A 25,502-nucleotide genomic window follows, 5' to 3' on the forward strand; every position below is an offset into this window, starting at 1 on the left:
GTTCGACCGGTTGGGTCTACCTCGACTCTGCTGACCTCAACTTCTCGAACCGCCCGGTGCGGACCCGCATGCCGGGTGGTGTGGCAGGGGCACGGCCAGATGGCCGTCCCCTATGCCGATTCGAAAAGCGCGAAAGTAACCAAAGCGCTTTGCCCCGCCATTCGGTGCCTCGCCCAGGCTCGGCATGCCCTCACTCCGGCACTGCTCCGGGGGCCCGCCGTCATCGGCCATCCATGGCCGGTGGCGGCTACCGCGGCATCCTTGCCGCGGTGCCCCCTGCGCAACGCCTGCGTTCGGCCTCTGGGAAAGGGGCAGCAGATCTGAAGCCAAAGCAAAGCAACAGCAACGGCAAGATCAAAAGATCAAAAGATCAAAAGATCAAAAGATCAAAAGATCAAAAGATCAAAAGATCAAAAGATCAAAAGATCAAAAGATCAAAAGATCAAAAGATCGCAGCCTCGCTTCGCTCGACAGCTCCTACAGGGAAATGCATTCACTTGAAGCCAGGCCGGCCAGTATAGGCCGCCTCGCGTTGGCGTTTGCGGTGCACGCCCCCTCGAGAGGCCGAGCGCAGGTTCTGCGCAGTGGGCAACCCGGCATGGATGCCGGGTTAGCCGCCCCCGGCCATGGATGGCCGATGGCGGCGGGCCCACNGGGCGAGGCACCGAACGAAAGGGGCAAGAGCCCTTGGTTACTTGGGGCTTTTCCAAGTGACTCGCTGTAAAAGCGAAACCGCCCTCAGCCATCACCTAAATGACGGATATACACCCAATCAAAGCCCCCGATCAGCACCCACCACCAATGTGTAGGTCCGCCTGAAGCCCCGAGACTAAGTGAACAGCACGTCGTTGTTGCAGCCTTTAACGGCTTACCACATCAGATCGTCCGGGATCTGATAGGCCGCGTACGGATCGTCTTCGGCAGCGACTTCTTCGGTCTTTACATTCAGCTGCACGATGCGCTGCGGATCGCGCTCCTGGATCTTCAGGGCCGCCTCACGGGGGATCACTTCGTAACCGCCGGCGTGGTGCACGATCGCCAGGAAACCATTACTGAGCTTGTTGCGCATCAGCGTGTTGACGGAAATGCGCTTGACCTTCTTGTCATCGACGAAGTTGTAGTAGTCCTCGGTCGTCAGCTTCGGCAGACGCGAGACTTCGATCAATTGCTTGACCTGGGCGGCGCGGGCTTTCGCCTCGGCCTTCTCCTGTTGCTGGCGGTTCAGCTCCTGGTCGCGCTTGACCTTCTCGGCCATGGCTTCCTGGGCGGCACGCTGCTGCGAGTCATCAAGTTCGATCTGACCTTTGTGGGCCAGACGCTGCTGCTTCTGTTTCTCTTTGCCGACCTGTTTGGCCTGCTTCTGGTTGACCAGCCCTGCTTTGAGCAACTGGTCGCGAAGGGAAATGCTCATGGTGCTTATTACTCACTTAGGCAACTGCTCAACCGCAGCTGGGCAAATTCTTTTCCTGACGTTTGGCTTCGCCCCACAAGGCGTCCAACTCTTCGAGGGTGCAATCTTCTATGGGACGGTGGGTGTCGCGCAATGCCTGTTCGATAAAACGGAAGCGTCTTTCGAACTTGCTGTTGGCGCCACGCAGTGCAGTTTCGGGATCGACCTTGAGATGGCGTGCCAGATTGACCACGGAAAACAACAGATCACCGACTTCATCGGCAATCGCTGCCGAGTCATTGTCGGCCATGGCTTCGAGCACTTCATCGAGCTCTTCGCGCACTTTGTCGAGCACCGGCAAGGCGTCAGGCCAGTCGAACCCGACCTGCCCTGCACGCTTCTGCAACTTCGCCGAACGGGACAATGCCGGCAGTGCTGCGGGTACATCGTCGAGCAAGGACAGTTGCGTTGGCGTGGATGATTTCTCGGCGCGTTCTTCAGCCTTGATCTCTTCCCAGCGTTGTTTGACCTGCTCTTCACTCAGGCGCGGAACATCCAGCGGCGCGTACAGATCACCGGTAGGAAACACGTGCGGATGACGGCGAATCAACTTGCGGGTGATGCTGTCGATGACGCCGGCGAATTCGAAGCGCCCTTCTTCCCGTGCCAGCTGGCTGTAATAAACCACCTGGAACAGCAAATCCCCCAACTCACCCTGCAAGTGATCGAAGTCACCGCGCTCGATGGCGTCGGCGACTTCATAGGCTTCCTCAAGGGTGTGCGGGACGATGGTTTCGTAGGTTTGCTTGATGTCCCACGGGCAGCCGAACTGCGGGTCGCGCAGACGGTTCATCAGGTGCAGCAAGTCTTCAAGTGAATACATCAATCAATCTCTACTCAAAACCAATGTGGGAGCGAGCTTGCTCGCGATAGGGCCGGCACATCCAACATCACTGTTGACTGAACGGCCCTCATCGCGAGCAAGCTCGCTCCCACAGGGGATCACCATCACGGCGTACGGTTACGACGGGTTTCGATGATGTTCGGCAACTGGGAAATCCGCCCCAGCAACCGCCCCAGTGCATCCAGCCCCGGAATCTCGATGGTCAGGGACATCAACGCCGTGTTGTCCTCCTTGTTCGAGCGGGTGTTGACCGCCAGCACATTGATCCGCTCGTTGAGCAGCACTTGCGAAACGTCACGCAGCAGACCGGACCGGTCGTAGGCGCGGATGATGATGTCCACCGGATAGGTGAGCACCGGCACCGGCCCCCAGCTGACCTGGATGATCCGCTCGGGCTCGCGCCCGCCCAGTTGCAGCACCGAGGCGCAGTCCTGACGGTGAATACTCACACCGCGGCCCACGGTGATGTAACCGACAATCGCATCCCCCGGCAGCGGCTGGCAGCAGCCGGCCATCTGGGTCATCAGGTTGCCGACGCCCTGGATCTGGATGTCGCCGCGCTTGCCCGGTTTGTAACCGGTGGCTTTGCGTGGAATCAGTTCCAGCTGTTCGCTGCCGCGTTCCGGCTCGACCAGTTGCTGCGCCAGGTTCACCAGTTGTGCCAGACGCAAATCGCCTGCACCCAACGCGGCGAACATGTCTTCGGCCATTTTCATGTTGGCCTTTTCGGCCAGCTTGTCGAAATCTACCGCTGGCAGACCGAGGCGGTTGAGTTCGCGCTCCAGCAAGGTTTTACCGGCGGCGACGTTCTGATCGCGCGCCTGCAATTTGAACCAGTGAACGATCTTCGCCCGTGCCCGCGAGGTGGTGATGTAACCCAGATTCGGGTTCAGCCAGTCGCGGCTCGGGGTGCCGTGCTTGCTGGTGATGATCTCGACCTGTTCACCGGTTTGCAGGCTGTAGTTGAGCGGCACGATGCGCCCGTTGATCTTCGCGCCACGACAGTTGTGACCGATTTCGGTGTGCACGCGGTAGGCGAAGTCCAGCGGTGTCGCGCCCTTCGGCAAGTCGATGGCGTGACCGTCCGGGGTGAAGATGTACACCCGATCCGGTTCGATATCGACCCGCAGCTGTTCAGCCAGGCCGCCGATGTCACCCAATTCTTCATGCCACTCGAGGACCTGACGCAGCCAGGAGATTTTCTCTTCGTAGTGGTTGGAGCCGGATTTGACGTCGGTGCCCTTGTAGCGCCAGTGCGCGCAAACGCCCAGCTCGGCTTCTTCGTGCATGGCGTGGGTGCGGATCTGCACTTCCAGCACCTTGCCCTCGGGGCCAATCACCGCGGTGTGCAGCGAGCGGTAGCCGTTCTCTTTCGGGTTGGCGATGTAGTCGTCGAATTCTTTCGGGATGTGCCGCCACAGGGTGTGGACGATACCGAGCGCGGTGTAGCAGTCGCGCATTTCCGGCACCAGCACGCGAACGGCGCGCACGTCGTAGATCTGGCTGAACTCCAGACCCTTGCGCTGCATTTTGCGCCAGATCGAATAGATGTGTTTGGCCCGACCGCTGATGTCGGCGTCGACGCCGGTGGCGGTCAGCTCATTCTTCAGTTGGCTCATCACGTCGGCGATGAAGCGCTCGCGATCCAGACGCCGCTCATGAAGCAACTTGGCGATCTGCTTGTACTGATCGGGCTCAAGGTAACGGAAGGACAAGTCCTCCAGTTCCCACTTGATGTGACCGATACCGAGACGGTGAGCCAAAGGCGCGTAGATGTCGAAGACTTCACGGGCGACGCGGTTGCGTTTTTCGTCATCGGCGGTTTTCACCGCACGAATCGCGCAGGTGCGTTCGGCCAGTTTGATCAGCGCAACGCGAACGTCGTCGACCATGGCGACCAGCATCTTGCGCAGGTTTTCGACCTGGCCCTGCGTGCCCAGTACCAGGGATTGACGGGGGCTGAGGCTGGCGCTGATCGCCGCCATGCGCAACACGCCGTCGATGAGTTTGGCGACCACCGGACCGAAGCGCTGGCTGATCGCCGGCAACTCAATCTGGCCTTCGCGCACGCCGCGATACAGGATCGCGGCAACCAACGAATCCTGATCGAGTTTGAGGTCGGCGAGAATCTCGGCGATCTCAAGGCCCGTGCGGAAACTCGAGGTCCCTTCGGACCACAGGTTTTTCGCCGCATTGGCTTGTTGTTCAGACGCACGAGCAAACTCGCACGCTTCTTTCAAGGCTTCGCGATCCAGTGCCGGATCGACACTGACCGCGTGATCGAGCCAAGCCTCGAGATTGATACTGCCGTCGGTGTTGATCGGCTGGTGTGCTCTCACCTGTACCATCTTGCTTACCTTCCCTACGACGCAGATTCAATGCGTCAAATCGCTGACCTTCGTTGCCCGTGCGCCCACATCAGGGCCGGTACGCGGCTGCACGGGCGGGCCAGTCGGACCAGACGAGCCGTCCTAGCTCGCTTCAAATAACGCCATGGCCTCGACATGTGCCGTCTGAGGAAACATATCGAGAATCCCGGCACGTTTTAACCGGTAGCCCTGCTTGATCAATTCGACCGTATCGCGCGCCAGCGTTGCCGGATTGCACGACACATACACCAACCGTTTGGCGCCCAGGGACGCAAGCTTGCGCACTGCCTCGAAAGCACCGTCACGCGGTGGGTCCAAGAGTACCGCACAAAAGCCTTCGCGCGCCCATTCGGCATCGGTCAAAGGCTGGGATAAATCGGCCTGAAAAAACTTCGCATTATGAAGATTGTTGCTAGCAGCGTTCGCGGCTGCTCGCTCGACCATCGCCTGCACACCTTCCACCGCCACCACTTCACGAACGACCTTGGCCAGCGGCAAGGCAAAGTTACCCAAACCACAGAATAGATCGAGAACTCGTTCCTCCGCCGTCGGCTTCAGCCACTCCAACGCTTGAGCGATCATCGCTTCGTTGACCCCGGCGTTGACCTGGATGAAATCGCCCGGCCGATAGGCCAGGTTCAAGTCCCACTGTTCAAGCCGATAACCCAACGACTGGTCAGCCTCGACCGGTTGCGGTTCGCCGTCACCGTGCAGCCACAGTTGGGCTTCATGGAACGCGCAGAAATCCTTGAGGATCGTCATGTCAGCGTCGGACAGCGGCGCCATGTGCCGCAGCAACACCGCCAACGACGAACCGCTGAACAACTCCACATGCCCCAGCGCCTGAGGTTTGCTCAAGCGCCGAAGCATTTCCGGCAAGCGGGTCATGATCGGTTGCAAGGGCTGTACCAGCACCATGCATTCGTTGATCGCAACGATGTCCTGACTGCCAGCGGCGCGGAAACCGACTTCGAGCTTCTTCGCCTTCATGTCCCAGCGCACCGCCACTCGGGCGCGACGCCGGTAACCGAATTCCGGACCGCTCAAAGGCGCGGCCCATTCTTCGGGTTCAACACCGGCGACCTTCGACAATTGCTCGGCGAGCATGCGCTGTTTCAGGGCGAGTTGTTCGTTGTGCGGCAGATGCTGCACGCTGCAACCGCCACAGCGACCGGCATGCGGACACGGTGCCGGGCGGCGCAGTTCGCTGGCCTGGAACACCCGTTCGGTGCGCGCCTCGACCACTTTGCCGTGGGCGCCCAACACGCGTGCTTCGACTTCTTCACCGGCCAATGCGCCGATGACGAACCAGGTGCGACCTTCAAAAAACGCGATACCGCGACCGTCATTAGCCAGGCGCTCAATACTCAAGCGCTGCTTTTTGCCGGTCGGAATTTGCGGGGCCTTGCTGCCGCCGGTGGGCTGGAAGCGCAGGCCTCTCTCTTGCTTGGCCATCAGTTGGGCGCGTCGAAAATGCCGGTCGACAAGTAACGGTCGCCACGGTCGCAGATGATCGCGACGATCACCGCGTTTTCAACTTCTTTGGACAGACGCAGCATGGCTGCCACGGCACCGCCCGAGGACACGCCGCAGAAGATGCCTTCTTCGCGGGCCAGACGACGGGTCACGTCTTCGGCTTCGCTTTGCGCCATGTCGACGATCCGGTCCACGCGCTCGGCCTGGTAGATCTTCGGCAGGTATTCCTGCGGCCAGCGACGGATACCCGGAATCGCCGAGCCTTCCATCGGTTGCAGGCCGATGATCTGCACGCTCTCGTTCTGCTCTTTCAAGTAGCGCGAGACGCCCATGATGGTACCGGTGGTGCCCATGGAGCTGACGAAATGGGTGATGGTGCCTTCGGTCTGACGCCAGATTTCCGGGCCGGTGGTGGTGTAGTGCGCTTGCGGGTTGTCCCCGTTGGCGAACTGATCCAGCACCTTGCCGCGGCCTTCGGCTTCCATTCGCTGGGCGAGGTCACGAGCGCCTTCCATGCCCTCTTCCTGAGTGACCAGAATCAGCTCGGCGCCATACGCCGTCATGGCGGCTTTACGTTCGGCGCTGGAATTGTCCGGCATGATCAGGATCATCTTGTAACCCTTGATCGCGGCGGCCATCGCCAGGGCGATACCGGTGTTACCCGAGGTCGCTTCGATCAGCGTATCGCCGACGTGGATCTGCCCGCGCAATTCAGCGCGGGTGATCATCGACAGCGCCGGACGGTCCTTGACCGAACCCGCCGGGTTATTCCCTTCGAGCTTGAGCAAAAGGGTATTGCTGGTGGCGCCAGGCAGGCGCTGCAAACGGACCAGCGGGGTGTTGCCGACGCAATCGGCGATGGTTGGGTACTGCAAGGTCATGGCGTATTCGCAATCCAGACTGCGGGGGCGCCTATCATACCGGCAAACCGACCCAGGCCATATCACGCAAAGTACGGTGCTTATGGTTTATGGGAATAAGGGGCGGGATCAGTATTCTTCGCCTTGCGCGACATTCAATGCATAGAACTCATGCAACTTGGCCTGCAACAACTGTTTGTCCGGTAGCTGCACCTGGTATTCAGCGATCAGCGCTGGCGACAGGCTGCGGTTAAGGGCGTACTCGACCACCTCGTCATCCTTGCTGGCACAAAGCAACACACCAATGGCCGGGTTTTCGTGGGGTTTGCGCTCATCGCGATCCAGCGCTTCCAGATAGAAGCTCAGCTTGCCCAGATACTCCGGCTCAAAACGGCCGACCTTAAGCTCAATGGCCACCAGGCAGTTGAGCCCACGGTGGAAGAACAGCAGATCCAGGGCGAAATCACGCCCCCCGACTTGCATCGGGTGTTCAGACCCGACAAAACAAAAGTCGCGACCCAGTTCGATCAGAAATTCCTTGAGACGCGCCAGTAACCCTTTGTGCAGATCGGTTTCGGCATGGCCGCCGGGCAGCTCGAGAAACTCGACCATGTAGGCGTCGCGGAATATCTCCAGCGCTGCCGGGTGAGTTTGTTTCAGCACTGCTGAGACTTTTGCTGGTTGGGTAATGCTGCGCTCGAACAGTGCAGCTTTTAGCTGGCGTTCCAGCTCACGCGTCGACCACTTTTCCTGGACGGTCAATCGCAGATAGAACTCACGCTCTTGCGGAAGTTTGCTCTGACTTAGAATGAGCAGGTTGTGAGTCCAGGGTAATTGTGTCAGCAGCGCTGACACTTTTTCATCGCCCCGATAAGCCTCGTAGAACTGGCGCATACGGAACAGATTGCGCCGGGTAAACCCGCGCAACCCTGGTTGAGTCTGAGCCAGATGCTCGGCCAGTTGATTGACCACGGCATCTCCCCACTCAGCCTGTTCCAGCTTGCGACTGATGTAAGCACCCACCTGCCAATACAGCTCGATCAACTGGGTATTCACCGCTTGCATGGCCTGCTGCTTGGCACTGTGAATCAGTGCAAGCACTTCATTGAAACGGTCGTCGGCTGCGTTGCCGGGGACGCTGGATGCATTCATGCCGAACTCCTGGAGGACGAGGAAAAACGCGAGTCTATTCCGTCAAGTCAGGCTTAAGGTGTCGGCGATACCCTTTAGGAAAGGTCGTACAAAATAACGGGAACGCTCCGGTAAAAACAGAACGGTGGTGTAGGGAAGGGCCTCTTCGCGAGCAGGCTCGCTCCCACAGGGCTAGGCGTTGATCACACCATTTGTGGCCGACACACCTCCACTGTGGGAGCGAGCTTGTCTCCGGGCGGCGATCCGACGATGGCGTCGTCACTGACACCACCGTCATCAGCCACTAATCGAATATTAAGCCGCAACCCTACCTCAGTGTTCTCAGCCCAAAGACTCCCACCCTGCCGCTGCACCGCATTCCTCGCAATGCTCAACCCCAAGCCAAATCCACCATCCCCCGGCCGTGAACCGTCGAGTCGAATGAACGGACAGAAGATCCGCTCAAGATCCGCCTCTGCCACCCCGCCGCCCTCATCCTCCAGCCACACATGCCAGAAGTCGCCATCGCGCTGCCCACCAAGGCGTACAACGCTGCCCTGCGGTGAATGACGAATGGCATTGCGCAGGATGTTTTCCAGCGCTTGAGCCAACGTATTGAGATTGCCGCGCACCCAGCAGGACGAATCCACCGCGCACTGCAACCGGCTCGCCGGCCAGCCACTTTCATAGCAGGCATTTTCCGTGAGCATTTCCCACAACGCCTGAATCTGGATCGATTCGTCGGGCAGCGGCGCGCGCTCGGTGTCAAGCCAGGCCAGTTGCAGGGTGTCTTCCACCAGACGCTGCATGCCATCGACCTCTCGGCCGATGCGCTCGCGCAATTGCGTCAACCCCTGCTCGCTTTCGCTGGCCACCCGCAGGCGACTCAGTGGCGTGCGCAATTCGTGGGACAGGTCGCGCAGCAGTTGTTGTTGCAGGGCCACCGTGCTTTGCAGGCGCTCGGACATGTGATCGAAGGCCCGGCCCAGTTCACCAAGCTCATCCGGGCGATTGGTAATGCGGCTCGACAACCGCACATTCAACGGGTCGGCACGCCAGGCATTGGCTTGTTCGCGCAGACTGTTCAAAGGCACGACCAGCAACCGATACAGACCGACGCACAACAGTAAGGTGAACAGTCCGGGAATCACCCCGTTGGTGATCACCCGCCAGAACACCCGGTATTGCCCGGGCACGAAACGCCGGGGCAGTTCGATCACCAGACTGCCGGCGGACGGATCGTTGGGAAAAGGCACTCTCAACCACGGCAAGCCTTTGGTATGGCGACTCGTCGGCCAATCCAGACCGCGTAAAAAGGTCAGGCGCTGGATTTCTTTTTCAGTCAGCGGGTAACTGCTCAATGACTGCAAATCGCCGCCAATCACACCGACCCATGTCGACTCGCGATGGCCGACACTCTGCAACCAGGCATCGATGCCCGCACTCTGGCGCTCATTCCACACCTGCTCGGCCTCGGCGGCGTAGCGCATCAGCGTGCCCCGTGCCTCGTCGGACAGGAACAGGTTTTTCTGTTCCATGTAGCGCCCCCAGGACCAACTGAGCCAGATCATCAGCAGACAGAACGCCACCAACAAACACGCCAGTTTCCAGAACAGCGAATGCCTGCCCGGCAGGTCAGTCCACTTCATCGACAGCACTCAATACGTAACCCTTGCCCCACACCGTGCGCACTTCCCGCTCGGTGTAACCGACGGCCTTGAGCTTGCGACGGATCTGGCTGATGTGCATGTCGAGGCTGCGGTCATGGGGCGCGTAACCGCGCTGCAGTACATGCTGGTAAAGGAAGGCTTTGCTCAGGACTTCATCGCCATTGCGGTTCAGCGTTTCCAGCAACCGGTATTCGCTGCGGGTCAGGCCGGCAGCGTGTTCGCCATAAAAGACATCACAGCATTCATCGTCGAAACGCAGGCTGTCCGCCGAAGGGGCAATCGGTGCCGGCGCCGGCCGGCGGTCGAGCGCGACGCGCCGCAGGATCGCTTCGATGCGCACCCGCAACTCGACCATGCTGAAAGGTTTGGGCAGGTAATCATCGGCGCCCAGCCGAAAACCACTGATGCGATCCGCCTCGGCACCGAGCGCCGACATCAGCACCACCGGGGTGGAATGGCTCTGGCGCAACTGCGTCAGTACATTCAGCCCGTCCAGGCCCGGCAGCAGAATATCCATCAGCACCACATCGAAGGCTTGCTGGCGGGCGATGGTCAAGCCTTCCAGACCGTTCTGGCACCACGTCACCTGAAAACCGCAACGTCCCAGGTGCTCATGAACATAGGCGCCGAGTACGAGGTCGTCTTCTATAGACAGGATACGAGGGTGGCCAGCAGTGATGGGAGTCATGACTATCTGCAAATAATTCTCAGTTGGCGATTATTCAAGATTGCCTCGCTGTGGGCAACACAAGGTTTGCCCGTGACGTAAAAGTGGTGATCCGGCCGACGAATGCCGACATCAATTTTACGAAGATTGCCCGCCTGCAAATCGCTACACTGCGCAGGTGGCGCGTGCTGGACGTACGTGCAGGTCATTAAATCGCTGGATGCAGGAGAGATGCGTGCTCAAGAAACTGGGAATTAAAGGCCGCGTGCTATTGCTGACCCTGTTGCCGACCAGCCTGATGGCCTTGGTTCTGGGCGGCTATTTCACCTGGATGCAGCAATCCGACCTGCAAACCCAGCTTATGCAGCGTGGCGAGATGATCGCCGAACAACTGGCGCCCCTGGTGGCCCCGGCCATGGGCCACAAGAACACCGACTTGCTGGAACGCATTGCCACCCAATCCCTCGAACAAACAGACGTGCGCGCCGTTTCGTTCCTCGCGCCCGACCGCTCCCTGTTGGCCCATGCCGGCCCGACCATGCTCAATCAGGCGCCGGTCGGCAACAGTTCGCAGATGCTGCGCCGCAGCGGCAATGACGCGACGCGTTACTTGCTGCCAGTGTTCGGCAAGCACCGCAATCTGGCCGGTGACGTGATTCCCGATGAAGCCGACCGCCTGCTGGGCTGGGTCGAACTCGAACTGTCCCACAACGGCATGCTGCTGCGCGGTTACCGCAGCCTGTTCGCCAGCCTGCTGCTGATCGGCGCAGGCCTGGCCGGTGCGGCGTTACTGGCGTTGCGCATGGGTCGGAGCATCAATCGGCCGCTGAGTCAGATCAAGCAAGCGGTGGCGCAACTCAAGGACGGTCATCTGGAAACCCGCCTGCCGCCCCTCGGCAGCCAGGAGCTGGACACACTGGCGTCCGGCATCAACCGTATGGCCGGCACCTTGCAGAATGCGCAGGAAGAATTGCAGCACAGCATCGACCAGGCAACCGAAGACGTACGCCAGAACCTGGAAACCATCGAGATCCAGAACATCGAACTGGACCTGGCACGCAAGGAAGCCCTTGAAGCCAGCCGGATCAAATCCGAGTTCCTGGCCAACATGAGCCATGAAATCCGCACGCCGCTCAATGGCATTCTCGGCTTCACGCATCTGCTGCAAAAAAGCGAGCTGACCCCGCGCCAGCTCGACTATCTGGGTACCATCGAAAAATCCGCCGACAGCCTGCTGGGGATCATCAACGAGATTCTCGATTTCTCGAAAATCGAGGCCGGCAAACTGGTGCTCGACCATATTCCGTTCAACTTGCGCGACCTGCTCCAGGACACGCTGACCATCCTCGCCCCGGCCGCCCACGCCAAGCAACTGGAGCTGGTGAGCCTGGTTTATCGCGATACGCCGCTGTCGCTGGTGGGTGATCCGCTGCGGCTCAAGCAGATCCTCACCAATCTGGTCAGCAATGCGATCAAGTTCACCCGCGAAGGCACCATCGTCGCCCGGGCCATGCTTGAAGAAGAGCATGAAGACAGCGTGCAACTGCGCATCAGCATTCAGGACACCGGCATCGGGCTGTCGAACCAGGACGTGCGCGCCTTGTTCCAGGCCTTCAGCCAGGCCGACAATTCGCTGTCCAGGCAACCTGGCGGCACCGGTCTGGGGTTGGTGATATCCAAACGTCTGATCGAACAGATGGGTGGCGAGATTGGCGTCGACAGTACGCCCGGTGAAGGCTCGGAATTCTGGATCAGCCTGAGCCTGCCCAAAACCCGCGACGATGCCGAAGACCTGCCCGGTCCACCGTTGCTCGGGCGTCGGGTGGCAGTGCTGGAAAACCACGAACTGGCCCGTCAGGCGTTGCAGCATCAACTGGAAGACTGCGGCCTCGAAGTCACCCCGTTCAATACGTTGGAAAGCCTGACCAATGGCGTGACCGGCGCGCATCAGACCGATCAGGCGATCGACCTGGCGGTGCTCGGCATCACCAGCAACGACATGCCGCCAGAGCGCCTCAATCAGCACATCTGGGACCTCGAACATCTGGGCTGCAAGGTGCTGGTGTTGTGCCCGACCACTGAACAGACGCTGTTCCACCTCTCGGTGCCCAACCCGCACAGCCAGCTCCAGGCCAAACCGGCCTGCACCCGCAAGCTGCGGCGGGCCTTGTCCGACCTGGTCAACCCGCGTCAGCACCGCAGCGAACCCGGCGAACCGGTGTCCAGCCGTGCGCCAAAAGTGCTTTGTGTCGACGACAACCCGGCCAACCTGCTGCTGGTGCAAACCCTGCTCGAAGACATGGGCGCCAAAGTCCTCGCGGTAGAAAGCGGTTACGCCGCGGTCAAGGCCGTGCAGACCGAAACCTTCGACCTGGTGCTGATGGACGTTCAGATGCCCGGCATGGACGGGCGGCAAAGCACTGAAGCGATTCGCCAGTGGGAAAGTGAACGGCATTGCACGCCGCTGCCGATCGTTGCCCTCACCGCTCACGCCATGGCCAACGAAAAGCGTGCGCTGCTGCAAAGCGGCATGGACGATTACCTGACCAAACCGATCAGCGAACGACAACTGGCCCAAGTGGTGCTGAAGTGGACCGGCCTCGCGCTGCGTAACCATGGGCCCGAGCACTCCAGCGACAGCCACGGTGGCGGTCATGAATTGCAGGTGCTCGATCACGAAGAAGGTTTGCGCCTGGCCGCCGGCAAGGCTGATCTGGCGGCGGACATGCTGGCAATGCTGCTGGCGTCGCTGGAAGCCGACCGCGAGGCGATTCGCTTCGCCCGGGAAAACAACGACCAGAACGCCCTGATCGAGCGCGTCCATCGTCTGCATGGCGCGACACGCTATTGCGGCGTCCCGCAACTGCGCGCCGCCTGCCAGCGCAGCGAAACCCTGCTCAAGCAACAGGACCCCAAAGCCCCCGGCGCGCTGGAAGACCTCGACCGGGCCATCAATCGCCTGGCCGCCCATGCCCGTATAAATGCCTGATGTACATTCCAGGAGGACCGCATGCGCACGATTCTTTTCAGCAGCCAGACCTACGACCGCGACAGTTTTCTCAGTGCCGAGCTACCGGCCGGCATTGAACTGCACTTTCAATCGGCGCGACTGAGCCTTGATACGGTGGCGCTGGCGGAGCATCACGAGGTGGTCTGTGCTTTCATTAATGATGACCTCAGCGCGCCGATGCTCGAACGCCTGGCCGCGGGCGGCACGCGCCTGATCGCCCTGCGCTCGGCCGGTTACAACCATGTCGATCTGGCAGTGGCAAAGCGTCTGGGGCTGGCGATTGTGCGAGTCCCCGCCTACTCGCCCCACGCGGTGGCGGAACATGCGGTGGCGCTGATCCTGGCGCTCAACCGACGCCTGCACCGCGCCTACAACCGCACGCGCGAAGGGGATTTCAGCCTGCACGGGCTGACCGGCTTCGACCTGGTGGGCAAGACCGTCGGCGTGGTCGGCACCGGGCAGATCGGCGCGACCTTCGCGAAAATCATGAACGGCTTTGGCTGCCAATTGCTGGCCTACGACCCTTACCCCAACCCGCAAGTCGAAGCCCTCGGCGCCCGTTACCTGAGCCTGCCGGAACTGCTGGCCGAGTCGCAGATCATCAGCCTGCACTGCCCGCTCAACGAACAAAGCAAACACTTGATCAATCGCGAGTCACTGGCGCACATGCAAGCGGGTGCGATGCTGATCAACACCGGCCGCGGTGGTCTGGTGGACACACCGGCGCTGATCGACGCGTTGAAGGACGGTCAACTGGGTTATCTGGGACTGGATGTGTATGAAGAGGAGGCACAGCTGTTCTTCGAGGACCGTTCCGACCTTCCACTGCAGGACGATGTGCTGGCGCGGCTGCTGACCTTTCCGAACGTGATCATCACCGCTCACCAGGCCTTCCTGACCCGCGAGGCCCTGGGCGCGATTGCCGCGACCACCCTGCAGAACATCGCCGCCTGGGCGGCGGGTGCACCTGCGAATCTGGTAAAGGGTGACTGAACCAGATCGAAGGTCATACGCCCGCGCCATGCTGCGCTGATGTCCGTGCTAGCATGCCGCGCATATTTGGAGGACCCATGGTCGAACACGATTTCCGCTATAGCCTGATGAACCCGCAACACACCCTCACCGAATGCCGCGCCCTTGTGCCGGGGCGTTATCAAGTCACCGGCAACGGCGGCTCGATTCGTAACAACGACGTGCTGGTAGTGACCCTCAAAGGCGCCAAGGACTTGTCCATGCGCCTGACCGTCGAAACGGTTCGCCACTTGATCAATCCGCCAGGCCAATGGGTCGCGGTGGCCAGTGGTCCGGTGTTCGGCGAACTGGCGATCCATACCTGGAAAGTCAACTGCGACAGCTGCGCCAAAGAGCTGAGCTTCGAGTTCGCGGTCGACGCCAAGCTGGGCAACAAGGCTGAAAAGCCTGCTGCCACCGCGCGGATCACCGAACTGGGCTGGACCACGGTTGGCGAGAAGCACCTGTGCCCGAAATGCCAGGAGCCCGCGTGATGAAACGCCTCGCTCTGACCGCTATGGTTGGCGCCAGCCTGCTGGGCTGCGCCGCCGAGCCGGTGCAATTGCAACAGAACCGCAGCTACATTCTGGAGTGGATTGGCGAACGTCCATTGATGGACTACAGCCACCTGACCGTCACCCTCGGTGAAGACGGTCGGGCCTACGGCAACGGCGGCTGCAACCATTGGTTCGCGCCGTACACCCTGGAAGGCGACAAGCTGAGCTTCGGCAAGGTCGGCAGCACGCGCAAACTGTGTGCGCCGGCGTTGATGGAGCAGGAGAAACGTTTCCTTCAGGCGCTGGAAAACGTTCAGCGTTGGGACGTCTCGCCGATCGACCAGATGCGTTTCTGGCCGGCAGAAGGGAAGCCGCTACGTTGGTGGCTTGAAGAGGGTTGATCATCAGCCCCGAAAAGATCGCAGCCTCGCCAAGGCTCGACAGCTCCTACAGGGTGTTCGGCAATCCATGTAGGAGCTGTCGAGCCTTGGCGAGGCTGCGATCTTTTGCTTTTAGTTCTTCGCCTGCAACGCCTCAAGCTTCGCCATCACCCCCGCCGCCGTCTGCTCGCCCATCAACTGTTCCCGTACCTTGCCCTTGTTATCGATGATGTAAGTCACCGGCAACGCCTCACTGCGCGGCAACTCGAAAAGATCGGCCGGATCAGAAGCCAGCACGGTGAACTTGATGCCCAGTTTTTCACTGGCGCTTTTCAGCTCTTCACCCTGCAGATTGTCGAAGTTGACCCCGAACACACCAATCTTCTTGGCCTTTAGCTGATCGGCCAGGGTGTTCAATTCCGGGATCTCGGTCCGGCACGGCCCGCACCATTCCGCCCAGTAATTGAGCACCAGCCATTGTTTGTCCAGACGTTCGGCGGCGACTTTCTGGCCGCTCTGGTCGATGCCATAGTCGTTACCACAGCCCCCCAGCAATAACGTACCGATGATCGCCAATGCCGCTGCCAGTCGCCTAGTCATGTCGTATTCCTTGTTCAAAATTGAATGCGCCTGCGACCCATCGCCTCCCAAGGTTCTGGATTACGCGCTGCACAGTTAGAATAGCCGTCACCTTACGCAAGATGCGAACCGCACATGACCGATCTGACGCTTTATCACAACCCGCGCTGCTCGAAATCCCGCGGTGCGCTCGAACTGCTCGAAGCCCGTGGCCTGACCCCGACGGTGGTCCGCTACCTGGACACCCCGCTCAATGCCGCGCAAATCCAGAGCCTGCTGACCAAGCTCGGCATCAGCGCCCGGCAACTGCTGCGCACCGGTGAGGACGAGTACAAGACTCTCAACCTGGCCGACAGCAGCCTCAGCGAGGCGCAATTGATCGCCGCCATCGCCGCCAACCCGAAACTCATGGAACGACCGATTCTGGAAGTCGGCGACAAAGCCATCATCGGCCGGCCGCCGGAGAATGTGCTGGAGTTGCTGCCGTGAGTGCGCCGTACATTCTGGTTCTGTATTACAGCCGCAGCGGCTCGACCAATGAAATGGCCCGGCAGATCGCCCGGGGTGTCGAGCAGGCCGGCCTTGAAGCCCGGTTGCGCACGGTCCCGCCGATCTCGACCGAATGCGAAGCCGTGTCGCCGGACATCCCCGACGAAGGTGCGCTGTACGCCAGCCTCGACGATTTGAAGAACTGCGCGGGCCTGGCCATGGGCAGCCCGACCCGGTTCGGCAACATGGCCGCGCCGCTCAAGTACTTCCTCGACGGCACCAGCAACCTGTGGCTGACCGGCGCTTTGGTGGGCAAACCGGCTGGCGTTTTTACCTCCACCGCGAGCCTGCACGGCGGCCAGGAAACCACGCTGCTGTCGATGATGTTGCCCTTGCTGCACCACGGCATGCTGATCACCGGCCTGCCTTATAGCGAATCGGCCCTGTTGGAAACCCGTGGCGGCGGCACGCCTTACGGCGCCAGCCATCACGCCGGGGCCGATGGCAAAAGCGGCTTGAATGAACATGAAGTCGCGCTGTGTCGGGCCTTGGGCCTGCGCTTGGCGAAGACTGCACAGAAACTGGGGAACTGACGTGGCCAAAAAGCCGAAGATTTTACCCTCCATCGAATGGCTCGAACCGCGGGTCCGAGCGATGCGTGTCATCAGCCTGCTGTGCTACTTCGGTTTGGTGGGTTTGCTGTGCGCCTACTACCTGGTGGTCGCCGACCTGCACGGCGCCCGGCCGTGGGTGATTCTGCTGATCGAACTGGTGCCGCTGCTGTTGCTGGCGCCGGGGATGATTATCGGCAGTGCGCGCGGGCATTCATGGATGTGCTTTGTGGTGAACCTGTATTTCATCAAGGGCGCATTGGCCGCGTATGACCCGAACCGGCAGCTGTTCGGTTTGCTGGAAATGGGCGCGAGCCTGGCGGTGTTCTGCTCGGCGCTGTTGTATGTGCGGTGGCGGTTTCAGTTGAACCGCAAGTTGGCTGGCGAGGGGGAGATTTCCGTCGCCTGATAGGCCGCCATCGCGAGCAAGCTCGCTCCCACAGGGTTCACGCTGTCCTTGTGGGAGCGGGCTTGCTCGCGAAGGGCGCGACTCGGTGTTAATGATTCACTGTGTAGGCGAGCATCATCGATATCTGGCTCATCGGCCGCCCACCACTCTCTTCATGCCACTGGTTGAACACGCCCTGCACCGTGGCCAGATCCCGCAGACTGGTCGGCACCTTGTCGACGATCTTCTGCGCATTCAACGCCGCGACCACGTCGTAGCTCGGCACAAACGTGTCCTTACCCACCATCCGCAAGAACCGCGGTGCCGACAACCCGCCCAATTGATGACCGCGCTTTTTCAGGCAGGTCCACAACCCAACGATATCCGTGACCGGCCAATCGGCGATCAACGCGCCGAAGCTGCCCTTCTCATGCACCACATCCAGAATGAACTGCGCGTTGCGCGGCACGCTCTTGAGTTTGCCCAGGTGACGAATGATCCGCGCATCCTGCATCAAACGCTCAAGGTGTTCGGCGCTCATCAGCACGACTTTCTCAGGGTCGAACTTGAAGAACACCTCTTCGAACGCTGGCCATTTGGCGTCCACCAGGCTGTGCTTGAGCCCGGCGCGGAAGACGCGCAGTGCCATGGTCGAGAGGTAGCGGTCGTCGCTGATCTTGCGCAATTGCGCCGGGGTTTTCGGAACGGGCAGATGGGCTTCCAGTTCAGCCGCTGAACCGAAGCGGTTCAGACAGTATTCGTGTAGCCACTTGTAATCGCGCATGCCCTCTCCTGAGGTAATCGAAAAACCTGTGGGAGCGAGCTTGGTCCGGGCGGCGTTCCGACGATTGCGGAGTATCAGTCGACATCTCTGCTGAATGACACACCGCTATCGCGAGCAAGCTCGCTCCCACAAATTTGTTCAGATGTTTACAACATTGACGAAGCGCGAAGCTGCGGTTTCATCGATCTTGAGGTTGGTGAAGTCGAACAGATTGCGGTCCGCCAGCTGCGACGGGATCACGTTCTGCAAGCTGCGGAATATGCTTTCGGTCCGGCCTGGCGTCTTGCGTTCCCACTCCTGAAGCATGTCCTTGACCACCTGACGTTGCAGGTTTTCCTGAGAACCGCAGAGGTTGCACGGGATGATCGGGAATTGCTTGAAGTCCGAGTAGGCCTGGATGTCTTTTTCGTTGCAGTAGGCCAGCGGGCGGATCACCACGTTGCGGCCATCGTCGGCGCGCAACTTCGGCGGCATGGCTTTGAGCGAACCGTTGAAGAACATGTTCAGGAAAAAGGTCTCGACGATGTCGTCGCGGTGATGACCGAGGGCCATTTTGGTCGCGCCGATTTCGTCAGCGAAGGTGTAGAGCGTGCCGCGACGCAGGCGCGAGCACAGCGAACAGGTGGTCTTGCCCTCCGGGATCAGCTCCTTGACCACCGAATAGGTGTCTTTCTCGACGATGTGGTACTCAATGCCCAACTCTTTGAGGTAGGCCGGTAGCACGTGCTCAGGAAAACCCGGCTGCTTCTGGTCCATGTTCACGGCCACGATCTCGAACTTGATCGGAGCGACCTTCTGCAAGTGCATCAGCACGTCGAGCATGGTGTAGCTGTCCTTGCCACCGGACAGGCAGACCATGACCTTGTCGCCATCTTCAATCATGTTGAAATCGGCAACAGCCTCACCGGCCTGGCGGCGAAGGCGCTTTTGCAGTTTGTTCTGGTTGACCGTAAGAGTGCCCATGACGCGAAATCCGTGAGGTGTGACGAAAGGCCGGCATTTTACGCAAAAACCGGTCACGGGCGAAGAGCCCCCTATCCTCTGTGGGAGCGGGCTTGCTCGCGAATGCGGTGTGTCAGTCGAAACCATATTGCCTGACACACCGCATTCGCGAGCAAGCCCGCTCCCACATGGATTGTGGTGACAGACCCTGCGGCGATTAGCAGGCGTGTTTACAGCGCAATTTGCTCTAAAGCCCTGCAACCTGCGTCGTTAAGTCCTTCCTATACTGCGACATAAGGTCGCACACATATCCAGACCTTTCCTTACTCGGCCACTTTGGCCCGTAGGCGCTCCACTGGGGGGCGACGGCAAAAACAAGAGGAGTGACTGGCATGATCCATCACGTAGTGGGGCTCTTCACCCACCCTGACCAAGAATGGAAAGAGATCCGTGGCGATCAGGAGGAAAGCATCAGCCACATGTATCTCACTCATACCCTGATTCTGGCGGCGATCCCCGCGGTGTCCGCGTTTATCGGCACCACTCAGGTTGGCTGGGTCATTGGCAGTCGCGCACCGGTGATGCTCACGGTGGAAAGCGCGATATGGATGACGGTCATGTCGTACCTGGCGATGCTCGGCGGTGTGGCGGTAATGGGCGCGTTCATCCACTGGATGGCTCGTACCTATGACGCCAACCCTAGTCTGGCACGCTGCGTTGCATTTGCGACCTACACCGCGACACCGCTGTTTATCGGCGGTCTGGCGGCGCTGTACCCACACATGTGGCTTGGGATGATCGTCGGCACCGCGGCCATCTGCTACACGGTGTACCTGCTGTATGTGGGGCTACCCACTTTCATGAACATTCCATCAGACGAGGGATTTCTGTTTTCAAGTTCGGTGCTTGCTGTAGGCCTGGTGGTGTTGGTGGCCATCATGGCGTTCACTGTAATTGTCTGGGGACTCGGCGTGGGGCCGGTCTACACCAATTAGCAACACATCACCCAAAAACAAGATCTGCCAACACAGGCCGCCGCAAGGCGGCCTTCTAATGCTCAAGGATAGAAAACGGTGACGACCATTCGGCGCCTCGGCGATTCGCAACTCTCGAGGGTTGCGGCATACTCGACGTCTCTGGAGATCCATCAAGCATGCCCGAGCAACTCAATACCCGCGTCGAAGACTGTTACCAACTCGCCGAATCCTTTTTCAAACGACCTTTCAAACGCCCCGTGGTGAGCCTCAAGCTGCGCGGGCAAAAAGCCGGTGTCGCGCATTTGCACGAGAACCTGCTGCGCTTCAATCCGCAGCTGTACCGGGAAAACACCGAAGACTTCCTCAAGCAGACCGTGGCCCACGAGGTGGCGCACCTGATCGCCCATCAACTGTTCGGCGATCGCATCCAGCCGCATGGCGAAGAGTGGCAACTGATCATGCGCGGCGTGTACGAGCTGCCGCCCAATCGTTGCCACACCTATGACGTCAAACGCCGCAGCGTGACCCGCTACATCTACAAGTGTCCGTGTGCGGACAGTGACTTTCCGTTTTCGGCCCAGCGCCATGGCTTGGTGCGGCAAGGGCGGCGGTATTTGTGTCGGCGGTGCCGGAGTACGTTGGTGTTCAGCGGGGAAATGCGGGTCGAGTAGTTAGATTTTCTGTGTTTGTGCCGGCCTCTTCGCGAGCAAGCCCGCTCCCATACTGGATTTATGTCACGCCGAAGATCCCCTGTGGGAGCGGGCTTGCTCGCGAAGGCGTCCTGGCAGGCGCTACACAACCACCTTGGCAGCCCGCAATTGCTCGATCCGCTCAGCACTAACCCCCAACTCCCCCAACACCTGATCCGTATGCTGCCCCAGCGCCGCGCCAATGTGCTTCGGCTCAGGCAACCCCTCTGAAAACTTCAACGGACACGCCATCTGCGCCTGAGTCGTCCCGTCACCACGCGGCACTTCGGTCACCAGCGCCCGAGCCTTCAACTGCGGATGCCGCACCGCTTCGCCCAAACTCAACACCGGCTCGACACACGCATCCAACGTGGCAAACAGCGCGCACAACTCGGCGAAATCGCGCGTCTCGAATTCAATCCTCAGCGCGTTCTTCAGCGCCTTCTGCAAGGCTGGTTCAGGCGATAAGCCCAAAGTTTCCAGCTCCTCCAGCCCCAGCGCCGCACACAGTTGTTTCATAAACGCGGGCTCCAGACTGCCCACCGAGAACCAGCGCCCATCGCGGGAACGGTAATAGTCATAGAAACTGCCACCGTTGAGCATCTGATCCTCCCTTCCCGGCTCCACGCCACAGGCCAGATACCCGGCGCCGGCCATGGCGTTCAGGCTGAACACGCAGTCGGTCATGCTCACATCCAGATGCTGCCCCTGCCCGGTCTGCTGCCGGGCGATGACTGCCGCCAGCAGCCCGATCACCCCGTGCAACGAGCCACCGGCGATATCCGCCACTTGCATGCCCAACGGCAGCGGCCCGCTGTCGGCGCGGCCGGTGTAGCTCGCCAGCCCCGCCAGCGCCAGGTAGTTGATGTCGTGGCCGGCGCGGTCCTTGTAGGGGCCGGTCTGGCCGTAACCGGTGATCGACACGTAGATCAGTTTCGGATTGATCGCCTTCAAGGCTTCATAACCCAGGCCCAATCGTTCCATCACACCCGGGCGGAACTGCTCCAGCACGATGTCGTAGTCCGCAAGCAACTGCTTGATCACCTCCAGCGCCTCAGGTTGCTTGAGGTCCAGCGCCAGGCTGCGCTTGTTGCGATTGAGGTAGGCGTGGCTGGCAGAAACACCCTGATCGTGAGGCGGCAATACCCGCAGCAGGTCCATGCGCGTAGGCGATTCTATGCGCAGCACCTCGGCGCCCATGTCTGCCAGCAACAACGAGGCGAACGGCCCCGGCAGCAGTGTCGAGAAATCCAGAACCTTGAGTGATGCCAGTGGACCGAGCATGGGCGTTCTCCGTAAACGATGTTCCCAGACTAGGCAGCCGACGGCATTGCAGCAATCACCTTATGCGTCAGATGCGCTGACCGTTGCGCTCAAATCCCAGGCATGAAAAAACCCGCCGAAGCGGGTTTTTTCAGTGCAGCCGTCTTACTTGACGTTGCTTGGGGTTGGGCCTTCGGCCACGCCCAGGTCGTCTTCTTCACGCTCGTCGGAAATACCGCGACCGCCAGAAGCCAGTTCCGCGTGCATCACGTCGGTGTCCAGCTCCTTGACCCACTTGGCCACAACCAGGGTGGCAACAGCGTTACCGACCAGGTTGGTCAGGGCACGGGCTTCGGACATGAAGCGGTCGATACCGAGGATCAGCGCCAGGCCGGCAACCGGCAAGTGGCCAACGGCGGACAAGGTGGCAGCCAACACAATGAAGCCACTACCGGTCACACCGGCGGCGCCTTTGGAGGACAGCAGCAACACCACCAGCAGGGTGATCTGGTGAGTGATGTCCATGTGGGTGTCGGTTGCCTGAGCAATGAACACCGCCGCCATGGTCAGGTAGATCGCCGTACCGTCGAGGTTGAACGAGTAACCGGTCGGGATCACCAGACCCACAACAGATTTCTTCGCACCCAGACGCTCCATCTTGATCAGCATGCGTGGCAGCACCGATTCCGAAGAAGAAGTACCCAGCACGATCAGCAGTTCTTCACGGATGTAGCGAATCACTTTCAGCACGCTGAAGCCGTGAGCGCGAGCGATACCGCCCAGCACCACCAGAACGAACAACAGGCAAGTGATGTAGAAGCACGCCATCAACTGACCCAGTTGCACCAGCGAACCCACACCGTAGGCGCCGATGGTGAACGCCATGGCACCGAAGGCACCGAGTGGCGCGAGCTTCATGATCATGTTGATGATGTTGAACATCACGTGGGCGAAGCGATCGATGAAGTCCAGGATCGGCTTGCCGTAGGCACCCAGGCGATGCAGGGCGAAACCGAAGATCACCGAGAACATCAGCACTTGCAGGATATCGCCTGTGGCGAACGCGCCGACGATGGTGGACGGGATCACGTTCAACAGGAAGCCAACAACGCTTTGATCAGCACCGGCCGCTACATATGCAGCGACTTTGGAGGCATCCAGCGTAGTGACGTCGATGTGCATGCCAGCACCCGGCTGCACGATATTGACCACCACCAGACCGACCAACAATGCAATGGTCGAAACGATTTCGAAGTAGAGCAGCGCGTAACCGCCGGTCTTGCCGACCGACTTCATGTTCTGCATGCCCGCGATACCGCTGACGACGGTGCAGAAGATGATCGGGGCGATGATCATTTTGATCAGTTTGATGAACCCGTCACCCAGCGGCTTGAGGGCTACACCGGTCTGCGGGTAGAAATGACCGAGCAGGATGCCGATGGCAATAGCAACGATCACCTGGAAATACAGGGATTTGTACAGTGGCTGACGAGTCGTCATTGCAAAGTTCCTCAAGAGTGCCCGGTGACAACATCCATCTGTTGCCCAAGACACTTCAATTGCGAACCCTCCTGCACTGGAGGGATTTGTTTTGTCGAGCTGCGCAACGGCAGGCATCTGCGGGTTGTATCGCAAGGCCCGTGCCACCTTCGTCAAATCGCCAGCACGCCTTTTGACATCAAGGGTTACAGGTTTATCTTTGTCACCAAACAGGCACGGCAAAGTGGCGGATTTCCGCCCATCGACCAGACCTCGTCCTACAATTTGGCGGATATCCGCCTTGTTCATCATCAGGCACCACGGCTACCATCCGCCGTTCAATGGACGGACTTGCCTTCTATGCGCGAACGCACCATCGCCAGTCATTTCGCCCGTGCCGCCCTCGGTGGTGCGCGACGGCTGGGTTATGACTATTCAAACCTGCTGCAACAACTCGGCATCAGCCCGGAGTTGCTTGAAGAGCCACGAGCGAGAATCGCGCCTGAACAGTTCACCCGATTGATCCAGGGACTGTGGCTGGCACTGGACGACGAATACCTGGGCTTCGGGCCGGTCCCGAGCAAAACCGGCAGCTTCGCGATGATGTGCCATGCGGTGATCCACTGCCGCAATCTGGAGAAAGCACTCCACCGCGGCTTATTGTTTTATAGCTTATTCCCCGACGGTCCGCGTCTGACCCTGACCCGCGAAGACGACATGATTCGCCTCAGCCTCGACGATTCGCAGTTCCGCGACCCGGACCACTTCCTCACCGAGAGCCAGCTGATGGTGTGGCATCGACTCGGCAGCTGGCTGATCGGCCAGCGCATTCGGCTGGAACAGGCGACGTTCAGCTACCCAAGGCCCGAGCACGGCGCCGAATACGACTTGTTGTTCCCCTGCCCGATGAAGTTTTCAACGGCCCAGAGCAGTCTGCTGTTTCACAGTCGCTACTTGAATATGCCGCTGTTGCAGGACGAACGGACGCTCAAACATTTCCTCGAACGCTCCCCCGCCGACCTGTTGTCGCGCCCAGATGATGGCGACAGTTTGAGCAGCCAGTTGCGCCGGTTGCTCAGCCGCGACAGTTCACACTGGCCGGACCTGGAAGCGGTGGCCGCACACCTGCACATCAGCCCGCAGACCTTGCGTCGGCATTTGCGTGAAGAAGGGTCGAGTTTTCAGGAGTTGAAGGACCAGCTGCGGCGGGACATTGCGATTTATCACCTGGGGCGGGCGGATTTGTCGTTGCAGCAGATTGCCGAGCAACTGGGGTTTTCAGAGCCTTCGGCGTTTCACCGGGCGTTCAAGAAGTGGACCGGGTTGACGCCTGGGGCCTACCGCGCGCAAGAGAATTAAGATCAAAAGATCGCAGCCTCGTTTCACTCGACAGCTCCTACGGGGTTTGGCGTACACCTGTAGGAGCTGTCGAGTGAAACGAGGCTGCGATCTTTTGATCTACCGCTACTACTGAAGATCGAGCCTATCCAGCGCCCGATTCACCGCCAGTTCACCCAGCATGATGATTTGCGCAATGCCCAACAGCGAATTGCGACTCGTCCCCTCCATATGATCCGCGAGATCCATGGTCATGACATTGGCCGAGGCCAGCGACTCGCACGCATGGGCCAGCAGGGTTTCGGTATCGAGCTCCGGGTTGACGATGAACATCTTGCTGGGTGTGCGCGGGGTTTCAGGCGGATTGGGGGTGATCTTGAACATTTGAGCTCCTAGAGTAATGGAGCCGCTACGCATCGCTGCTAAACGAAAAAGGGGTGGCGGCTGTACGCGGGTTAGCAGACCAGGACTCTAGAACCCGGCGCACCGAAGTGCCCCACGCAAAGCCGCCATAACATCTACGGCGGACGCTGTACGTCTAGAGATGACCCGAGCTGCTAAACCCGATCGCTGATGGTCAGCGACAGGGAAACGATAG

At 59.9% G+C, this 25,502-nt stretch carries 25 protein-coding genes; 11 read left to right on the plus strand and 14 right to left on the minus strand.

The window, feature by feature from the left end:
- Positions 1 to 521, plus strand: a 521-nt coding sequence (locus E3W21_RS31485) for a hypothetical protein (RefSeq protein WP_218570180.1), incomplete at its 5' end; no start/stop codon positions are given.
- 347 nt (positions 522 to 868) lie between these two features.
- Here E3W21_RS31485 and E3W21_RS27435 read toward each other — a convergent pair.
- The 8 genes from E3W21_RS27435 to E3W21_RS27470 all read right to left on the minus strand — a co-directional run bounded on the left by E3W21_RS27435 (position 869) and on the right by E3W21_RS27470 (position 10,488).
- Complete coding sequence (locus E3W21_RS27435; protein ID WP_134422714.1) at positions 869 to 1,411, minus strand: DUF2058 domain-containing protein; 543 nt, start codon at positions 1,409 to 1,411, stop codon at positions 869 to 871.
- 28 nt (positions 1,412 to 1,439) lie between these two features.
- Entirely contained in the window at positions 1,440 to 2,273 is an 834-nt protein-coding gene (gene mazG, locus E3W21_RS27440) for a nucleoside triphosphate pyrophosphohydrolase (RefSeq protein WP_134422716.1), read from the minus strand.
- Between the two features lie 125 nt (positions 2,274 to 2,398).
- A complete protein-coding gene (gene relA / locus E3W21_RS27445) occupies positions 2,399 to 4,642 on the minus strand; it encodes a GTP diphosphokinase (protein WP_129437548.1) in 2,244 nt (747 codons plus the stop codon).
- Between the two features lie 123 nt (positions 4,643 to 4,765).
- Complete coding sequence (gene rlmD, locus E3W21_RS27450; protein ID WP_134422718.1) at positions 4,766 to 6,118, minus strand: 23S rRNA (uracil(1939)-C(5))-methyltransferase RlmD; 1,353 nt, start codon at positions 6,116 to 6,118, stop codon at positions 4,766 to 4,768.
- Positions 6,118 to 7,020 carry a cysteine synthase CysM gene (gene cysM / locus E3W21_RS27455; protein ID WP_129437552.1) on the minus strand — a complete coding sequence of 301 codons (903 nt, stop codon included), beginning with the start codon at positions 7,018 to 7,020 and terminating at the stop codon, positions 6,118 to 6,120. Before cysM ends, rlmD begins: the two co-directional genes overlap by 1 nt.
- A gap of 108 nt (positions 7,021 to 7,128) precedes the next feature.
- Entirely contained in the window at positions 7,129 to 8,151 is a 1,023-nt protein-coding gene (locus E3W21_RS27460; protein ID WP_129437554.1) for a YhcG family protein, read from the minus strand.
- Between the two features lie 182 nt (positions 8,152 to 8,333).
- The gene (locus tag E3W21_RS27465) at positions 8,334 to 9,779 is read right to left on the minus strand and encodes a sensor histidine kinase (RefSeq protein WP_134422720.1); all 1,446 of its coding nucleotides are present in this window, start codon (positions 9,777 to 9,779) and stop codon (positions 8,334 to 8,336) included.
- Positions 9,766 to 10,488 (minus strand): response regulator transcription factor, encoded by a 723-nt coding sequence (locus E3W21_RS27470; protein WP_134422722.1) that lies wholly within the window; start codon positions 10,486 to 10,488, stop codon positions 9,766 to 9,768. Before E3W21_RS27470 ends, E3W21_RS27465 begins: the two co-directional genes overlap by 14 nt.
- A 214-nt stretch (positions 10,489 to 10,702) precedes the next feature.
- Here E3W21_RS27470 and E3W21_RS27475 point away from each other — a divergent pair, with 214 nt between their 5' ends.
- The 4 genes from E3W21_RS27475 to E3W21_RS27490 all read left to right on the plus strand — a co-directional run bounded on the left by E3W21_RS27475 (position 10,703) and on the right by E3W21_RS27490 (position 15,386).
- Positions 10,703 to 13,456, plus strand: a complete 2,754-nt coding sequence (locus tag E3W21_RS27475) for a response regulator (RefSeq protein WP_134422724.1) — start codon at positions 10,703 to 10,705, stop codon at positions 13,454 to 13,456.
- Between the two features lie 21 nt (positions 13,457 to 13,477).
- Positions 13,478 to 14,470 carry a 2-hydroxyacid dehydrogenase gene (locus E3W21_RS27480; RefSeq protein ID WP_134422726.1) on the plus strand — a complete coding sequence of 331 codons (993 nt, stop codon included), beginning with the start codon at positions 13,478 to 13,480 and terminating at the stop codon, positions 14,468 to 14,470.
- A 77-nt stretch (positions 14,471 to 14,547) separates the two neighbouring features.
- A complete protein-coding gene (locus E3W21_RS27485) occupies positions 14,548 to 14,982 on the plus strand; it encodes a hypothetical protein (RefSeq protein WP_129437562.1) in 435 nt (144 codons plus the stop codon).
- Entirely contained in the window at positions 14,982 to 15,386 is a 405-nt protein-coding gene (locus tag E3W21_RS27490; protein WP_134422728.1) for an META domain-containing protein, read from the plus strand. Before E3W21_RS27485 ends, E3W21_RS27490 begins: the two co-directional genes overlap by 1 nt.
- Before the next feature lie 111 nt (positions 15,387 to 15,497).
- Here the strand turns inward: E3W21_RS27490 and E3W21_RS27495 are convergent, their stop codons facing one another.
- Positions 15,498 to 15,965, minus strand: coding sequence for a TlpA disulfide reductase family protein (locus E3W21_RS27495; RefSeq protein ID WP_129437566.1), 468 nt, complete (start codon positions 15,963 to 15,965; stop codon positions 15,498 to 15,500).
- 114 nt (positions 15,966 to 16,079) lie between these two features.
- On the opposite strand from E3W21_RS27495, the gene arsC reads away from it, so the two are divergent.
- Genes arsC through E3W21_RS27510 form a run of 3 tightly spaced genes read left to right on the plus strand, consistent with a single transcriptional unit; the run spans position 16,080 to position 17,453 of the window.
- Complete coding sequence (arsC, locus tag E3W21_RS27500) at positions 16,080 to 16,433, plus strand: arsenate reductase (glutaredoxin) (protein WP_129437568.1); 354 nt, start codon at positions 16,080 to 16,082, stop codon at positions 16,431 to 16,433.
- Entirely contained in the window at positions 16,430 to 17,026 is a 597-nt protein-coding gene (wrbA, locus tag E3W21_RS27505) for an NAD(P)H:quinone oxidoreductase (protein WP_111451702.1), read from the plus strand. Before arsC ends, wrbA begins: the two co-directional genes overlap by 4 nt.
- A 1-nt stretch (position 17,027) precedes the next feature.
- Positions 17,028 to 17,453, plus strand: a complete 426-nt coding sequence (locus E3W21_RS27510) for a DUF2069 domain-containing protein (protein WP_111451701.1) — start codon at positions 17,028 to 17,030, stop codon at positions 17,451 to 17,453.
- An 88-nt stretch (positions 17,454 to 17,541) separates the two neighbouring features.
- On the opposite strand, the gene E3W21_RS27515 is transcribed toward E3W21_RS27510, so the two are convergent.
- Complete coding sequence (locus E3W21_RS27515) at positions 17,542 to 18,216, minus strand: DNA-3-methyladenine glycosylase I (protein WP_134422730.1); 675 nt, start codon at positions 18,214 to 18,216, stop codon at positions 17,542 to 17,544.
- A 138-nt stretch (positions 18,217 to 18,354) separates the two neighbouring features.
- On the minus strand, positions 18,355 to 19,179 hold the full coding sequence (ttcA, locus tag E3W21_RS27520) for a tRNA 2-thiocytidine(32) synthetase TtcA (RefSeq protein WP_129437571.1): 825 nt from the start codon (positions 19,177 to 19,179) through the stop codon (positions 18,355 to 18,357).
- 371 nt (positions 19,180 to 19,550) lie between these two features.
- Here ttcA and E3W21_RS27525 point away from each other — a divergent pair, with 371 nt between their 5' ends.
- Together E3W21_RS27525 and E3W21_RS27530 are read left to right on the plus strand one after the other, a co-directional pair.
- A complete protein-coding gene (locus tag E3W21_RS27525; RefSeq protein WP_008147981.1) occupies positions 19,551 to 20,153 on the plus strand; it encodes a Yip1 family protein in 603 nt (200 codons plus the stop codon).
- Between the two features lie 158 nt (positions 20,154 to 20,311).
- Positions 20,312 to 20,806, plus strand: a complete 495-nt coding sequence (locus E3W21_RS27530; protein ID WP_033055255.1) for a SprT family zinc-dependent metalloprotease — start codon at positions 20,312 to 20,314, stop codon at positions 20,804 to 20,806.
- A 120-nt stretch (positions 20,807 to 20,926) separates the two neighbouring features.
- Here the strand turns inward: E3W21_RS27530 and E3W21_RS27535 are convergent, their stop codons facing one another.
- Entirely contained in the window at positions 20,927 to 22,108 is a 1,182-nt protein-coding gene (locus E3W21_RS27535) for a CaiB/BaiF CoA-transferase family protein (protein WP_134422732.1), read from the minus strand.
- A 144-nt stretch (positions 22,109 to 22,252) separates the two neighbouring features.
- Positions 22,253 to 23,587, minus strand: coding sequence for a dicarboxylate/amino acid:cation symporter (locus tag E3W21_RS27540; RefSeq protein ID WP_134422734.1), 1,335 nt, complete (start codon positions 23,585 to 23,587; stop codon positions 22,253 to 22,255).
- 339 nt (positions 23,588 to 23,926) lie between these two features.
- On the opposite strand from E3W21_RS27540, the gene E3W21_RS27545 reads away from it, so the two are divergent.
- Entirely contained in the window at positions 23,927 to 24,925 is a 999-nt protein-coding gene (locus E3W21_RS27545; protein WP_134422736.1) for an AraC family transcriptional regulator, read from the plus strand.
- Positions 24,926 to 25,033: 108 nt separating this feature from the next.
- Here E3W21_RS27545 and E3W21_RS27550 read toward each other — a convergent pair whose 3' ends face one another.
- Entirely contained in the window at positions 25,034 to 25,288 is a 255-nt protein-coding gene (locus tag E3W21_RS27550; protein WP_134422738.1) for a DUF6124 family protein, read from the minus strand.
- Positions 25,289 to 25,502: the final 214 nt, after the last annotated feature.

Source organism: Pseudomonas sp. F01002, assembly GCF_004402115.1.
GTDB lineage: Bacteria > Pseudomonadota > Gammaproteobacteria > Pseudomonadales > Pseudomonadaceae > Aquipseudomonas > Aquipseudomonas frigoris.

Bases quoted from the DNA above. Each gene is read 5' to 3' on its own strand.
- E3W21_RS27435 (WP_134422714.1), bottom strand. From the start codon at position 1,411: ATGAGCATTTCCCTTCGCGACCAGTTGCTCAAAGCAGGGCTGGTCAAC.
- mazG (WP_134422716.1), bottom strand. From the start codon at position 2,273: ATGTATTCACTTGAAGACTTGCTGCACCTGATGAACCGTCTGCGCGAC.
- relA (WP_129437548.1), bottom strand. From the start codon at position 4,642: ATGGTACAGGTGAGAGCACACCAGCCGATCAACACCGACGGCAGTATC.
- rlmD (WP_134422718.1), bottom strand. From the start codon at position 6,118: ATGGCCAAGCAAGAGAGAGGCCTGCGCTTCCAGCCCACCGGCGGCAGC.
- cysM (WP_129437552.1), bottom strand. From the start codon at position 7,020: ATGACCTTGCAGTACCCAACCATCGCCGATTGCGTCGGCAACACCCCG.
- E3W21_RS27460 (WP_129437554.1), bottom strand. From the start codon at position 8,151: ATGAATGCATCCAGCGTCCCCGGCAACGCAGCCGACGACCGTTTCAAT.
- E3W21_RS27465 (WP_134422720.1), bottom strand. From the start codon at position 9,779: ATGAAGTGGACTGACCTGCCGGGCAGGCATTCGCTGTTCTGGAAACTG.
- E3W21_RS27470 (WP_134422722.1), bottom strand. From the start codon at position 10,488: ATGACTCCCATCACTGCTGGCCACCCTCGTATCCTGTCTATAGAAGAC.
- E3W21_RS27480 (WP_134422726.1), top strand. From the start codon at position 13,478: ATGCGCACGATTCTTTTCAGCAGCCAGACCTACGACCGCGACAGTTTT.
- E3W21_RS27485 (WP_129437562.1), top strand. From the start codon at position 14,548: ATGGTCGAACACGATTTCCGCTATAGCCTGATGAACCCGCAACACACC.
- E3W21_RS27490 (WP_134422728.1), top strand. From the start codon at position 14,982: ATGAAACGCCTCGCTCTGACCGCTATGGTTGGCGCCAGCCTGCTGGGC.
- E3W21_RS27495 (WP_129437566.1), bottom strand. From the start codon at position 15,965: ATGACTAGGCGACTGGCAGCGGCATTGGCGATCATCGGTACGTTATTG.
- arsC (WP_129437568.1), top strand. From the start codon at position 16,080: ATGACCGATCTGACGCTTTATCACAACCCGCGCTGCTCGAAATCCCGC.
- E3W21_RS27515 (WP_134422730.1), bottom strand. From the start codon at position 18,216: ATGCGCGATTACAAGTGGCTACACGAATACTGTCTGAACCGCTTCGGT.
- ttcA (WP_129437571.1), bottom strand. From the start codon at position 19,179: ATGGGCACTCTTACGGTCAACCAGAACAAACTGCAAAAGCGCCTTCGC.
- E3W21_RS27525 (WP_008147981.1), top strand. From the start codon at position 19,551: ATGATCCATCACGTAGTGGGGCTCTTCACCCACCCTGACCAAGAATGG.
- E3W21_RS27530 (WP_033055255.1), top strand. From the start codon at position 20,312: ATGCCCGAGCAACTCAATACCCGCGTCGAAGACTGTTACCAACTCGCC.
- E3W21_RS27535 (WP_134422732.1), bottom strand. From the start codon at position 22,108: ATGCTCGGTCCACTGGCATCACTCAAGGTTCTGGATTTCTCGACACTG.
- E3W21_RS27540 (WP_134422734.1), bottom strand. From the start codon at position 23,587: ATGACGACTCGTCAGCCACTGTACAAATCCCTGTATTTCCAGGTGATC.
- E3W21_RS27545 (WP_134422736.1), top strand. From the start codon at position 23,927: ATGCGCGAACGCACCATCGCCAGTCATTTCGCCCGTGCCGCCCTCGGT.
- E3W21_RS27550 (WP_134422738.1), bottom strand. From the start codon at position 25,288: ATGTTCAAGATCACCCCCAATCCGCCTGAAACCCCGCGCACACCCAGC.